Origin of the sequence: Comamonas odontotermitis (assembly GCF_040396735.1) — a bacterium.
Classification (GTDB): domain Bacteria; phylum Pseudomonadota; class Gammaproteobacteria; order Burkholderiales; family Burkholderiaceae_C; genus Comamonas; species Comamonas odontotermitis_C.
In genome coordinates this window covers 35,888-48,940 of record NZ_JBEBNZ010000026.1, presented here as the reverse complement: position 1 = coordinate 48,940, position 13,053 = coordinate 35,888, and the positions used below count along the sequence as shown (strand labels likewise).

Genomic DNA, 13,053 nt, shown 5'->3' with positions numbered 1-13,053 from the left:
GATGACCTCTTGCATGCCATGCAAGCGCTCTCCCAGCTGAGCTATACCCCCAAAATCCTGACAAACAGCGCTCAGTTACTAAGTGCTGCTCACCAAAGACTTGAATTATAGGGTGAATTTTATCGCTTTTGGAGTCTTTCGGTAATTTTTTCACGACCCAGCAATGCAAGCACCGCATCCACCGATGGCGTGTGGGCCGTGCCCACGGCCAAAACCCGCACCGGCATTGCCAGCTGGGGCATCTTGATGCCATGGTTCTTGAGCACCTGCTTGAAACCTGCGCTGATCGATTCCTTGCTCCAGTCGCCCTGCTCCAGCACCTGCAGCAGTTCATCGATCACCGGCGTGATCTCGGCCGTGACATGCTGAGCCAGGTCTTCCGCACTCGGCTGCGGATCGCGATAGAACACCTGGGCCCAGTTGGCCAGGTCGACCAGGGTGTCGCAGCGGTCCTTGAAGAGGCCGCAGATGCGCGGCAGGCGGCCATCGGACAGCTCTCTGGAATCGAGCCCCAGCTTCTGCAGGAAGGGCATCACCATGGCAGCCAGCTCATCGTCGGGCGTCATCTTCATGTGCTGAGCATTCACCCAGCGCAGCTTGGCCTCGTCAAACTGGCCCGCGCTGCGGCCCAGGTGGTCCAGGTTGAACCACTCCAGAAACTGCTGGCGGGAGAAGATTTCATCATCGCCGTGGCTCCAGCCCAGACGTGCCAGGTAGTTCACCATGGCATCGGGCAGGTAGCCCTCATCGCGGTACTGGGTGACGGCCTTGGCGCCATTGCGCTTGCTCATCTTTTCGCCCAGTTCGTTGAGCACGGTGGGCAGATGGGCAAACACCGGCACGGTCGCACCCAGCGCCTCAAAGATGTGGATCTGGCGCGGCGTGTTGTTGACATGGTCATCCCCACGGATCACGTGGGTGATGTTCATGTCCATGTCGTCCACACAGACGCAGAAGTTGTAGGTGGGCGTGCCATCGGGGCGCGCGATCACAAGGTCATCCAGCTCCGAGTTCTGGAACTCGATGTGGCCCTTGCACTTGTCGTCCCAGCCGACCACGCCGCTCAACGGCGTCTTGAAACGCAGCACGGGTTTGACGCCTTCCGGTACCGGAGGCAGCACCTTGCCTGGCTCTGGCCGCCAGGTACCGTCATAGCGCGGCTTTTCCTTGTTGGCCATCTGCTTTTCGCGCAGCGCGTCCAGCTCTTCCATGCTCATGTAGCAGGGGTAGACGGCACCCTTTTCCCGCAAGGTGGCCAGCACTTCCTTGTAGCGGTCCATGCGCTGCATCTGGTAGAACGGGCCTTCATCGGGGGTCAGTTGCAGCCAGGCCATGCCTTCCAGGATCACATCGACCGATGCCTGCGTCGAGCGCTCCAGGTCGGTGTCTTCGATACGCAGGATGAAATCACCTTCGTTGGCGCGTGCAAAGGCCCAGGGATACAAGGCCGAGCGGATATTGCCCAGGTGGATGAAGCCGGTTGGCGAAGGTGCGAATCGGGTACGTACTTTTTGTGTCATTTGAGGGTATCCAGTCCGCGGGAGAGGTCTGCTTTCAGGTCATCCAGATGCTCCAGCCCCACGGAAATGCGAATCAGGCCCTGGCCCACGCCAGCGGCCTGGCGCTGCTCTTCGGTCAGGCGGCCGTGCGAGGTGCTGGCCGGGTGGGTGATGGTGGTTTTCACATCGCCCAGGTTGGCGGTGATGCTGCACAGCAAGGTGCTGTCGATCACATGGAAGGCGTTGGCGCGCAATTGCTCGGCATTGTGGCCACGCACATCGAACGACAGCACGGCGCCGCCCAGGCCGTTTTGCTGGCGCATGGCCAGCTCGTGCTGCGGATGGCTCTTGAGGCCCGGGTAGTACACCCGCGCCACCTTGGGGTGCGCCTCCAGCCAGGCAGCCAGCTCCAGCGCAGCAGCGCTTTCTGCCTTGACGCGCAACGAAAGAGTCTCCAGCCCCTTCATCACGACCCAGGCGTTGAAAGGCGAGAGATTGAGGCCACCACTGCGCAGGAAGGTGCCCATCACCTTGTCCACCAGCGCCACGGTACCGCAGACGGCGCCCGCCATGACGCGACCCTGGCCGTCGAGGAACTTGGTGCCCGAGTGCACCACGAGGTCGGCCCCGAGCTTGACCGGCTGCTGCAGCACGGGCGTCGCAAAGCTGTTGTCCACGGCCAGCAGGGCGCCGTGTGCATGGGCAATGTCGGCCAGCGCGGCGATGTCGCACAGGTCGGTGAGCGGGTTGGTCGGCGTTTCGGCAAACAGCATGCGCGTGTTCGGCCGGATGGCGGCCTTCCAGGCGGCGGTATCGGTTTGCGACACGAAGGTGGTCTCCACCCCGAAGCGCGCCATCTCGGTGCCCAGCAGCTTGATGGTGGAGCCAAACATGGACTGCGAGCAGATGACGTGATCGCCCGTCTTCAGTGCGGTAAGCGCCACCAGAAGGATCGCGGACATGCCTGTGGATGTGGCCACTGCACATTCGGTGCCCTCCATCGCGGCCAGCCTGCGCTCGAAGCTCGTCACGGTGGGGTTGCTGGTGCGCGTGTAGGTGTAGCCTTCTTCCTGCGCTGCAAACCGGCGTGCTGCCGTCTCGGCGCTGGGCTGCACAAAGCTGCTGGCGAGGTACAGCGCCTCGCTGTGCTCGCCCCACTGGCTGCGCTCCACCGCCTCACGAACCGCCAAGGTGTCTGGATGCAGACCCTGCGGCAATACTTTATTTGTCATTCAGATTCCAGTACGGCCAGACTGCCGTGTTCAGGCCACATCGGCGGCATTGCGCAGCGACAGGCGCGAGGTATCCACATCGTCTTCTTCGGTGGCAACGCGGCCCTCATTGACGCGCGAGATGCCTTCTGCGGTGATGCCGGTGACGTAGACGCCGTCAAAGCAGGAGGCCTCGAAGCCATGCACATCGGCATTGAGCTTGCCCACGGCCATCTTCATTCCGTCCACATCCTGGTAGATCAGCGCATCGCAGCCAATGTACTGGCGAATTTCTTCCAGGCTGCGGTCATGCGCCACCAGCTCCTTGGCGGTGGGCATGTCGATGCCGTAGACGTTGGGGAAACGCACTGGCGGTGCGGCACTGGCCAGGTACACCTTGTTGGCGCCTGCATCGCGCGCCATCTGCACGATCTCTTTGGACGTGGTGCCACGAACGATGGAGTCATCCACCAGCAGCACATTGCGGCCCTTGAACTCGCTGCTGATGGCATTGAGCTTCTGGCGCACCGATTTCTTGCGCGTGCCCTGGCCCGGCATGATGAAGGTGCGGCCCACATAGCGGTTCTTGACGAAGCCTTCACGGTACGGCTTGCCCAGCAACTGCGCCAGTTGCATGGCGCTGGGGCGGCTCGATTCAGGGATGGGAATCACGGCATCGATCTCATTGGGGGGCACCATGGAGACCACGCGCTTGGCCAGAGTCTCGCCCAGATTCAGGCGGGCCTGGTAGACCGACATTCCATCGAGCACCGAATCGGGGCGCGCCAAGTACACAAATTCAAAGATGCAGGGATGCAAGGTGGAGTTGTCGGCACACTGCTCGAAGGTGGTGGTACCGTCATCGTCGATGAACACGGCCTCGCCGGGCGCAATGTCACGATCGAGCTGCTGCATCGTGCCTTCCAGCGCCACCGATTCGCTCGCCACCATGACCGTGCCGTCCGCACCCCTGCCAATGCACAGCGGGCGGATGCCATTGGGGTCGCGGAAAGCCACAACGCCGTGGCCAGCAATCAGCGCAATTACCGCATACGAGCCCTTGATGCGCTTGTGCACCGCGCGCACGGCGTTGAACACATCGGCCTTCTGCAGCGGAACACCACGCGTTGCGCGCTCGAGTTCATGGGCGAACACGTTGAGCAGCACTTCCGAATCGCTCTCGGTGTTGGTATGGCGGTGGTCGGCAGAAAACAGCTCCTTGCGCAGCTCGACCGCGTTGGTCAGATTGCCGTTGTGCACCAGCACAATGCCAAAAGGCGCGTTGACGTAGAAAGGCTGCGCCTCTTCTTCGCTGTACGCATTGCCCGCGGTGGGGTAGCGCACCTGGCCCAGGCCCACATTGCCCGGCAAGGCGCGCATGTTACGTGTGCGGAACACATCCTTGACCATGCCCTTGGCCTTGTGCATGAAGAACTTGCGTCCCTGCTGCGTTGCGATGCCGGCTGCATCCTGTCCACGGTGTTGCAACAGCAACAGCGCGTCATAGATCAATTGATTGACCGGCGTGCTACTGACGACTCCGACGATTCCACACATATTGAGCGTTCCAAAAACGTTAACGCGGCTCTGCCGCGATGCGCGAACCAGCCTCGGTGAGCTGGTCCACCAGCGAAGACCAATGTCTTCCCATTTCCTGCGGCATCCATGGCCGCAATACCGACACTGCAGACACCAGATAGGGCGCCAATACCGAAGTGTTCCAGATTTGCGATTCCCGCATCGGTGTCAGCAGAAAAACCAGAGCTATCAATACAAGTAGTAACAGGCCCCGCACAGCCCCGAACAAGGCACCCAGGGCGCGGTCAAAGGGCCGCAGGCCGACCATATTGACCACCTTGCCAATGAGCCAGATCACCACACCCAATGCAAACAGGGCGGCGATGAAGGCAATCACGAAGCCTGCACCGGTGCGCAGGCCTTCGTCCATATCCTGCATGGGCAGCCAGGCACCGACCGCCTCGCCCCACAGCCGTGCGGCAAAGAATGCCAGCACCCAACTGGCCAGGGACAGCACCTCGAACACCAGGCCACGCCAGGCGCCGATCAGCACCGAGCCCAGCAACACCACCAGCAATACCCAATCAAGCGCTGCCACAAACAGCCTCAGGCAAGCGGGCCGGCGCACCAGGTGCATGGCCAGCAGATAGGGTCATCACGCTGCATCACAAGCACCACTGCCCGGGCCTACATGGGCACCAGCGCAGCGGGCAGGCCCTGGGCCTTGACCTTCGCTGCAGCGCGTTCAGCCTCTTCCTTGCTGTTGAAGGGACCCACACGCACACGGATGCGGTTGCCTGCCGAGGTCTTCACATTTTGGGTGAAGGCTGAAACCCCTGCCATCTGCAGCTTTGCGCGCACCTCGGAAGCCTTCTCCGCCTCGGCAAACGCCCCCACCTGAATGATGTAGCGCGATGACGCTGCAGCCGCTTCGGGCTTGGCAGCGGGCGCAGCAGCAGCGTTGCTGCGGCCTTCCATCATGGCGCGGACGCGGTCTGCCTCCTCGTCCCGCTTGGGCTTGGGCTGCTCTTTGGGCTTTTCTTCCTTCTTGGGCTCTTCCTTGGGCTTGGCCTCAGGCTTTGCTTCGGGCTTGGACTGGGGTTTGGCTTCGGGCTTGGACTCCGGTTTGGTTTCAGGCTTGGGCGCTGGCTTGGGCTCGTCCTTGGGCTTGGCTTCAGGTTTGGCTTCGGGCTTGTGTTCTGGCTTGGCCTCGGGCTTAGTCTCTGGCTTGCTGACAGCAGGCTTGTCTGCAGGCTTTGCCGAAGCTGCGGCCGCTGCAGTTGCGCTTGCCGCTGCCGCAGCGGTTGCGGCATTCTGGGCCATGCCCGATGCGTGGCTGCCCGCGCTGCTGCCCGAGACAATTTCTTCACCGGCCACCAGGCCGTTGTCGGTACGGGCCGGGCCCACCGAGGCGGCAGGAGGCACGCTCAGCGCAGCCACCCTTTCGCGGTCCGGAATCTCGATGGAGGCATTCACCGGCAGCGGGCGCGGCTGGGTGTCGAACAGCATCGGAAAGCCGATGATGGCCAGCAGCACCAGGACGGTCGCGCCGATCAGGCGGTGGCGCGCGCGGCGCCGCATGGCGTCTGCGCTTTCGGCAGGGTTGCTGCGTGGCGCGCGGATCACGCGCGCACTTTCAGCGTCCTGCTGTTTTTTGCCGGGCCATCGAAGATTGAAAATTGCCATGGACGATTTGGAGTTGAGCGTCGGGCGGTACCACCGTCAGGCGGCACTCAGTTCAGGTGCTTGGCATCCAGCCGGGGAACACCATCCTTCAACACCCCACCCACCGTATAGAACGAGCCGAAAACCACGATTCTATCAGCGGGTTCTGCAGCTTCGATAGCAGCACGCAAAGCCGCCATGGGGTCTGGATGGCAGCTGGTCGTTACATCGTGGCGTTTGTCCGACAGCAGCTGCACCGCATTCCATTTGGACTGCAGATCGGCGGCCTTCTCGGCGCGCGGCGTGGGCAGATCGGTGAAGAACCAGCGGTCGATCAGCGGCCCGATCTTGCGCAGCATGGGGGTCAGGTCCTTGTCGTGCATGGCCCCGAAGATGGCATGCGTGACCGGGAAATAACCCATGGCGTCCAGATTGGCGGTGAGCGCCGCAATGGCGTGCGGGTTGTGCCCCACGTCCAGCACCAGCGTGGGCTGTCCCGGCACGATCTGGAAACGCCCGGGCAGCTCGACCATCGCCAGGCCATTGCGCACCGCCTGGGCCGTGACCGGTAATTTGTTACGCAATGCTTCATAAGCGGCCAGCACGCCCGACGCATTGACCAGCTGGTTGGCACCCCGAAGCGCTGGGTAGGCCATGCCTGAATAGCGGCGACCGCGCCCGGCCCAGCTCCACTGCTGCTTGTCGCCTTCGTAGTTGAAATCGCGGCCAAAGCGCCACAAATCGGCGCCAATCGACTCGGCATGGTCGATCACGCTTTGCGGTGGCATGGGGTCGCTCACCACGGCAGGCTTGCCTGGGCGCATGATGCCGGCTTTCTCGCGACCAATCGATTCACGGTCCGGCCCCAGCAGGTCCATGTGGTCGAGATCGATACTGGTGATGATGGCGCAGTCGGTGTCGATGATATTGGTGGCATCGAGCCGCCCGCCGAGACCGACTTCCAGTATGGCGACATCCAGCTTGGCCAGGCTCAAGAGGCGCAGAATCGCCAGCGTCGTGAATTCGAAATAGGTCAACGAGATTTCAGGCGGCTGCAGCCGTGCCGCCTCCACCGCCTCAAAGTGCGGCATCAAATCTACGGCAGACACGATCTCGCCCCGCACGCGGCAGCGCTCCTCAAAGTGCACAAGGTGCGGCGAGGTGAACACGCCCGGACGATAGCCCGACTCCAGGGCAATCGCCTCTGCCATGGCGCAGGTCGAGCCCTTGCCATTGGTGCCCGCCACGGTGATCACCGGGCAGTCAAAACGCAGCGCCAGCCGCTCTGCCACAGCTTTGACACGCGTCAAGCCCATATCGATGGTGGAAGGGTGAATCTGCTCGCAGTGGGCCAGCCACTGATCCAGGGTGTCGAATCGGGTTTGCATGGGGCCAGATTGTCGCGTAATTAGGGCTGTGTCATCATTTACACCTATGAGTAACCACACCATCACCGTCTACGGCATCCCCAATTGCAGCACCGTCAAAAAGGCCCGTACCTGGCTGGACGAGCAAGGCATTGCCTACCAGTTTCACGACTTCAAGAAGGCCGGCGTGCCACAGAGCCATGTGCCCACCTGGATTGCCCAGGCCACTTGGGAAAAGCTCGTCAACCGCCAGGGCACCACCTGGCGCAAGCTCGATGCGGCTGTGCAGCAGGGCGTCAACGATGCCGCCAGCGCCACGCAGCTGATGTTGGACAACCCCAGCGTCATCAAGCGCCCGGTCGTCGAATGGGCAGATGGCTCGGTCACCGTCGGGTTTGACGAGGCCGCCTGGAGCCAAAAGGTCTCCTAAAACAAAACTGCCTGGTACCTGACGGGATGAGCCTTTAGCAGGTAGCAAGGCAGCAGGTGTTCGCTATCAAAATAGAAGTACCAACACCCTCCAATCCATCGCCGGCAGCCGGTTTGGCTTCTATCATAATGATTGATGGCACTTTTACCTGTGTTTTACCTGCGCGCGAACCGCGGGAAACCCTGCCGCCGTAGCATACAGAGCCATAGGGCCTGCGGCACAGGGTGCCAAGGCCTGGAAAAGGCTTGTAAAGCTTGTCGTCGCGGCGCCCTGGTGGGGCGTTAATCGCCCAAGCCCGCAAGTTCGTAACCATTTTGGAGGCGTGTATGTCACGATTCCTGTCCAACCGATTGATTCCTCCACTCTCTGCCCTGGTGCTTGTCACGGCATGTGCGGGCGCCTGGGCGCAAAGCCAGAATTCCGGCGCGTATGACAGGTACGACGGCTACCAGTCGCAGTCCTATCCCCAGCCCGATCCGTTTCTTGATCAGCCCGTGTCAAACGCCCAGCCTCCGCTGCCTGCTGGCGAGCAGCCTTATGGCAAGGTCATCTCCGTGCGGCCCAACTATCGCCAGGTCAACATTCCTCAGCAGGTTTGCAATGACCAGCAGGTCTATGCCGGCCAGCGCAATTCGGGCGTGGGCGCCATTGCCGGCGCAGTGATTGGCGGCGTGCTGGGCAATGGCGTGGGCCACGGTTTTGGCCGGGCTGCGGCTACCGGCGTAGGTGTGGTTGCAGGTTCAGCCATCGGCAACCAGCTCGAAGGCGGCTACCCCAGCTACCAGACGGTGCGCCAATGCGGCACGCAGTATGTGACGCAGGACCAGCCCGACGGCTATACCGTCGATTACGAGTACGCAGGCCGCCGCTACAGCACGCGCACCGATACGCAGCCGGGTGAATGGATTCCCCTGTCAATTCAGCCAGCCGCCACCTACGACAACTACGCCCCCCAGCCTTATGCCAACACCGGGCCCAACCGTGCGATGCCCGAGCCTGGCGTGGTAGTCGGCTCGGGCGTAATGCCGGCGCCCGCCCCTGTCTACATGGCTCCCGCCCCCGCCTACTATGCGGCCCCAGTGGCGGTGCAGCCGGTGATCCAGCTGGGTATTGGGGGTTACTGGGGTGGCGGGCACCGCCATTGGCGCTGAACTAAATCTGTCATCAAATGGGGCACCGCCCCAACCAGCAACTGCGCTGCACGCTCCCAATGTGTCAGCGCAGTTTCTTTTGGCCTTGCAGGGGCACAAGAGCCTGTGCCTGCCCATGTCTCCCGCGCAGCTACGCCGACCCGCCCGCATGGCAAGAGCAGGCACGAGCCCGCCCTACTGCCCTACAATGGGGGTTTTCCTCCTTTTTGCGCAAGCTCCATGACCACTGCAAGCATCGCTGGCGTCACGTTGACGACCAAGGCCAATGTTTATTTTGACGGCAAGTGCGTCAGCCACAGCTACCAACTGGCCGACGGAACCAAGCAATCGGTGGGCGTGGTGCTGCCCGCCACCTTGACGTTTGGCACGGCTGCCGCCGAGATCATGGAATGCGTGGCCGGTTCGTGCGAATACAAGCTCGACGGCAGCGACGAGTGGAAGAAATCCGGCCCGGGCGAAAAATTCAGCGTGCCAGCCAACAGCAAGTTCGACATCCGCGTGACCGAGTCGTACCACTACATTTGCCACTACGCCTGAGCCAAAGCGCCAGCAACAGGTTTTTTGGCCGCCAGTGCATGAATAGAAAGCGCTGACAGCTATCGTTTTTACAGAGAACAGCACCATGGAAACCATCCTGCAACACGTCCCCGTCGGCCAGAAGGTCGGCATCGCATTCTCCGGCGGCCTCGACACTTCGGCCGCACTGCGCTGGATGAAGAACAAGGGCGCCCTGCCCTATGCCTATACCGCCAACCTGGGCCAGCCTGACGAAGAAGACTACGACGCCATCCCCCGCAAGGCCATGGAATACGGTGCAGAAAAGGCCCGCCTGATCGACTGCCGCGCGCAATTGGCGGGCGAAGGCATCGCCGCCATCCAGGCCGGCGCCTTCCACATCAGCACCGGCGGCATCACCTACTTCAACACCACGCCGTTGGGCCGCGCCGTGACCGGCACCATGCTGGTGGCCGCCATGAAGGAAGACGACGTCAACATCTGGGGCGACGGCTCGACCTTCAAGGGCAACGACATCGAGCGTTTCTACCGCTACGGCCTGCTCACCAACCCGCAACTGAAGATCTACAAGCCCTGGCTGGACCAGCAGTTCATTGACGAACTCGGTGGCCGCACCGAAATGTCGGAATTCCTGATCAAGGAAGGCTTTGGCTACAAGATGTCGGTCGAAAAGGCCTACTCCACCGACAGCAACATGCTGGGAGCCACGCACGAAGCCAAGGATCTGGAGCAGCTCGCCAGCGGCATCCGCATCGTCAACCCCATCATGGGCGTTGCGTTCTGGAAGCCCGAAGTCGAAGTCAAGGCCGAAGAAGTGTCGGTCACCTTTGAAGAAGGCCGCCCCGTTGCCCTCAACGGCAAGCGCATCGAAGACCTGGTGGAGCTGTTTCTGGAAGCCAACCGCATTGGTGGCCGCCACGGTCTGGGCATGAGCGACCAGATCGAAAACCGTATCATCGAGGCCAAGAGCCGCGGCATCTACGAAGCCCCCGGCATGGCCCTGCTGCACATTGCCTACGAGCGCCTGGTCACCGGCATCCACAACGAAGACACCATCGAGCAGTACCGCGTGAACGGCCTCAAGCTCGGCCGCCTGCTGTACCAGGGCCGCTGGTTCGACCCGCAGGCCATCATGCTGCGCGAAACCGCCCAGCGCTGGGTGGCCCGCGCCGTGACCGGCACCGTGACGCTGGAGCTGCGCCGCGGCAATGACTACTCGATCCTGAACACCGAATCGCCCAACCTGACCTACGCGCCCGAGCGCCTGTCGATGGAAAAGGTGGAAGATGCGCCGTTCAGCCCGGCAGACCGCATCGGCCAATTGACCATGCGCAATCTGGACCTGATGGACACCCGCGACAAGCTGGCCATCTACACCCAGACCGGCTTGCTGACCGCAGGCAGCGGCCATGCCCTGCCCCAACTGGGTGGCGACAAGAAGTAATCGGTAATCGGCAGCCGCCGCCTTCCGCCCGTCAAAGCCGCTGCAGCCGCAGCGGCTTTCTTTATTCCAGGCCAGCAATGGAGGTCAACCCATAGGTGTTCTTACCAGCTCCTGGCAGCCCTGGCGCTTCCAGACAGTTGCCAGCATTGGCGAGACCGGGCGAGGCAAGGCGAATGCATGTTTTTGATGCGGCGCAGCAATCCCACACCAACGAGCGACGCTCAACCCGACATTCATCTTGATGGATTTTGTAGGATAAAACCACTCCTGGGTATACGCAGCATGCGCAAGCAGCTACAAAAAACGAAGTGTTACCCCTCGCCTGAAACATAGCTACTAGAGTGGTGCCTTTACAAAGACACCAAGGAAAAAACATGATCCGCCAACCCTCCTCTACCAGCCGCCAGATGCTGCTGTGCGCCCTGCTGACCGCTGCCACCTGGACAGCAGCCTACGCGGCAGACGATACGCCTGCCGCCACGCCATCCCCCGCGCCCGAGGCGGCAGCGCCCGCTGCCAGCACCTCTGCACCGGCCGATGCAAAGCAGCCTGCCGCGCCTGCGCTGCCTGCCCCCAATCCGGCGGCAGAAAAGGCACTGGCCCAACGCTTCCAATCGATGTATGCCGCATTCGAAGGCAAGGCAGCAGTCCCCGACGCGAAGAACTTCACCGAAGACTTCAACAAGGAAGTGACCACCGACCAGATCAAACAGGTATTGCAGCAGTTGCACCAGAGCGTGGGTGCCTGCCGCATTGCTGGCCAGGTTCGCAGCCCCATCTCCTACGCCGGCAGCTACCTGCTGCAGTGCGACAAGGCCTTTGTGCCGATGGAGATCGCCGTGGAAGACAAGGCTCCCTACCGTATCCACAGCCTGCTGATCCGCCCTGGCTACTGGAAAAAGTAAGGCATTCGCATCACGATGCGTTTCAGGCGCAAGCCCTTGCCTGCACCGCAGTGGTCGCAAAAGGCACTGCCAGGAGCGCATCCACGCGTTTGCAGCATCATTTGGTCATATCGCGCAGGCAATCTGACGGTATAACCAAATACCTATCGGTAATTTCCCCTGTGGCGCGTAAAAATCGACGCTTTCGCGTTGATTTTCGTACCACTTGGCCATTTTGGCTGCCAATAATGCGTACACTCTCGCCGCTTTGCAGGCAAAAAGGCAAGGGCTGTCATCGCGCTGCCACAAGCGGCCGTTAAACCCATGCGCCTGATTGCAAAGCGCCTGCTGGTGCCGCTAGCATGCTAGCCACCTTATCAACCTTTAGGATCCGAGGATTCACATGCGCAAGACCTTGATCGCTCTGGCTGTGGCCGCCGTTGCCGCCCCCGCCTTTGCTGCCGACCTGAAAGTCGCGGTAGACCCAACCTATGAACCGTTCACCTACAAGACCCCCAAGGGTGAAGTGACCGGCTTTGACGTGGACATCGCCAAGGCGGTGTGCGAGCAGATCAAGCGCAAGTGCGTGTTTGTGGAACAGGTGTGGGACAGCATGATCCCCGGCCTGCAAGCCAAGAAGTACGACGTGATCGTGTCGTCGATGTCGATGACCGACGAGCGCCGCCGTGTCGTTGATTTCAGCGACCGCTACTACAAGACCCCCAGCGCCGTGGTGCTGAAGAAATCGGCTGAATACACCGGCCCCGCCTCCACCAAGGGCCTGAAGATCGGCGTGCTCAAAGGATCCACGCAAGAGAAATGGGCCATGGGCGAACTCAAGCCCGCTGGCGCCACAGTGGTCCCTTATGAAGCCCAGGACCAGGTCTATCTCGACATCAAGTCTGGCCGCCTTGATGGCACCGTGGCCGACAAGGTCGAGGTCAATGGCGGTTTCCTGCGCAAGCCCGAAGGCGCCGACTATGGCTACAAGGGCCCTGACCAGTACGAGACCAAGTACTACGGCGACGGCATCGGCATCGCACTGCGCAAGGGCCAGGGCGACCTGAAAAAGCAGATCAACGAAGCGATCAAGACCATCCGCAGCAATGGCACCTACAACACCATTGCCAAGAAGTACTTCGACTTCGATCCCTACGGCAACTGATCACCGCCAGGCCCTGCAGCACACTGCAGCGGCTCCTGTCAGGGGTAACACCATGCGGCGCGGCTTTCCCAGACCACTAAGAGCCGTTAACACCATCCAGCCAATCACAGATTTGCGATTGAGACGAGGCGCGGAGCCGCAGACAGTACGAACGTACGACAAGGCTTGGCGCCTCCGACGAAGCAACGATGTATCAAGGGTGG

General features: G+C 61.5%; 12 protein-coding genes. 6 read left to right on the top strand and 6 right to left on the bottom strand.

Going from position 1 to position 13,053, the window contains the following annotated elements; translation table 11 throughout:
- Positions 1–119: 119 nt before the first annotated feature.
- The 6 genes from gltX to folC all read right to left on the bottom strand — a co-directional run bounded on the left by gltX (position 120) and on the right by folC (position 7,281).
- Positions 120–1,520 carry a glutamate--tRNA ligase gene (gene gltX / locus ACH2DG_RS17715; RefSeq protein ID WP_395027728.1) on the bottom strand — a complete coding sequence of 467 codons (1,401 nt, stop codon included), beginning with the start codon at positions 1,518–1,520 and terminating at the stop codon, positions 120–122.
- Complete coding sequence (locus ACH2DG_RS17710; RefSeq protein WP_395027727.1) at positions 1,517–2,731, bottom strand: O-succinylhomoserine sulfhydrylase; 1,215 nt, start codon at positions 2,729–2,731, stop codon at positions 1,517–1,519. The genes gltX and ACH2DG_RS17710 overlap by 4 nt, the downstream gene beginning before the upstream one ends.
- Positions 2,732–2,761: 30 nt before the next feature.
- Entirely contained in the window at positions 2,762–4,267 is a 1,506-nt protein-coding gene (gene purF, locus ACH2DG_RS17705; RefSeq protein ID WP_395027726.1) for an amidophosphoribosyltransferase, read from the bottom strand.
- A 19-nt stretch (positions 4,268–4,286) separates the two neighbouring features.
- Positions 4,287–4,826, bottom strand: coding sequence for a CvpA family protein (locus ACH2DG_RS17700; RefSeq protein WP_395027724.1), 540 nt, complete (start codon positions 4,824–4,826; stop codon positions 4,287–4,289).
- Positions 4,827–4,915: 89 nt separating this feature from the next.
- On the bottom strand, positions 4,916–5,914 hold the full coding sequence (locus ACH2DG_RS17695; RefSeq protein WP_395027723.1) for an SPOR domain-containing protein: 999 nt from the start codon (positions 5,912–5,914) through the stop codon (positions 4,916–4,918).
- A gap of 47 nt (positions 5,915–5,961) precedes the next feature.
- Positions 5,962–7,281: a bifunctional tetrahydrofolate synthase/dihydrofolate synthase gene (gene folC, locus ACH2DG_RS17690; RefSeq protein WP_395027722.1), complete on the bottom strand. Its 1,320-nt coding sequence runs from the start codon at positions 7,279–7,281 to the stop codon at positions 5,962–5,964.
- Positions 7,282–7,327: 46 nt separating this feature from the next.
- Here folC and ACH2DG_RS17685 point away from each other — a divergent pair, with 46 nt between their 5' ends.
- From ACH2DG_RS17685 to ACH2DG_RS17660, 6 genes are all read left to right on the top strand, one after another.
- On the top strand, positions 7,328–7,690 hold the full coding sequence (locus ACH2DG_RS17685; RefSeq protein ID WP_395027720.1) for an ArsC family reductase: 363 nt from the start codon (positions 7,328–7,330) through the stop codon (positions 7,688–7,690).
- Positions 7,691–8,016: 326 nt separating this feature from the next.
- The gene (locus ACH2DG_RS17680) at positions 8,017–8,841 is read left to right on the top strand and encodes a glycine zipper 2TM domain-containing protein (protein ID WP_395027719.1); all 825 of its coding nucleotides are present in this window, start codon (positions 8,017–8,019) and stop codon (positions 8,839–8,841) included.
- Positions 8,842–9,060: 219 nt separating this feature from the next.
- Positions 9,061–9,378, top strand: a complete 318-nt coding sequence (locus ACH2DG_RS17675) for a pyrimidine/purine nucleoside phosphorylase (RefSeq protein ID WP_224152239.1) — start codon at positions 9,061–9,063, stop codon at positions 9,376–9,378.
- Between the two features lie 85 nt (positions 9,379–9,463).
- Entirely contained in the window at positions 9,464–10,801 is a 1,338-nt protein-coding gene (argG, locus tag ACH2DG_RS17670) for an argininosuccinate synthase (protein ID WP_395027718.1), read from the top strand.
- Positions 10,802–11,175: 374 nt separating this feature from the next.
- The gene (locus tag ACH2DG_RS17665; protein WP_395027717.1) at positions 11,176–11,706 is read left to right on the top strand and encodes a hypothetical protein; all 531 of its coding nucleotides are present in this window, start codon (positions 11,176–11,178) and stop codon (positions 11,704–11,706) included.
- A 382-nt stretch (positions 11,707–12,088) separates the two neighbouring features.
- Positions 12,089–12,850: a transporter substrate-binding domain-containing protein gene (locus ACH2DG_RS17660; RefSeq protein ID WP_395027716.1), complete on the top strand. Its 762-nt coding sequence runs from the start codon at positions 12,089–12,091 to the stop codon at positions 12,848–12,850.
- Positions 12,851–13,053: the final 203 nt, after the last annotated feature.

Bases quoted from the DNA above. Each gene is read 5' to 3' on its own strand.
- gltX (WP_395027728.1), bottom strand. From the start codon at position 1,520: ATGACACAAAAAGTACGTACCCGATTCGCACCTTCGCCAACCGGCTTC.
- ACH2DG_RS17710 (WP_395027727.1), bottom strand. From the start codon at position 2,731: ATGACAAATAAAGTATTGCCGCAGGGTCTGCATCCAGACACCTTGGCG.
- purF (WP_395027726.1), bottom strand. From the start codon at position 4,267: ATGTGTGGAATCGTCGGAGTCGTCAGTAGCACGCCGGTCAATCAATTG.
- ACH2DG_RS17695 (WP_395027723.1), bottom strand. From the start codon at position 5,914: ATGGCAATTTTCAATCTTCGATGGCCCGGCAAAAAACAGCAGGACGCT.
- folC (WP_395027722.1), bottom strand. From the start codon at position 7,281: ATGCAAACCCGATTCGACACCCTGGATCAGTGGCTGGCCCACTGCGAG.
- ACH2DG_RS17685 (WP_395027720.1), top strand. From the start codon at position 7,328: ATGAGTAACCACACCATCACCGTCTACGGCATCCCCAATTGCAGCACC.
- ACH2DG_RS17680 (WP_395027719.1), top strand. From the start codon at position 8,017: ATGTCACGATTCCTGTCCAACCGATTGATTCCTCCACTCTCTGCCCTG.
- ACH2DG_RS17675 (WP_224152239.1), top strand. From the start codon at position 9,061: ATGACCACTGCAAGCATCGCTGGCGTCACGTTGACGACCAAGGCCAAT.
- argG (WP_395027718.1), top strand. From the start codon at position 9,464: ATGGAAACCATCCTGCAACACGTCCCCGTCGGCCAGAAGGTCGGCATC.
- ACH2DG_RS17665 (WP_395027717.1), top strand. From the start codon at position 11,176: ATGATCCGCCAACCCTCCTCTACCAGCCGCCAGATGCTGCTGTGCGCC.
- ACH2DG_RS17660 (WP_395027716.1), top strand. From the start codon at position 12,089: ATGCGCAAGACCTTGATCGCTCTGGCTGTGGCCGCCGTTGCCGCCCCC.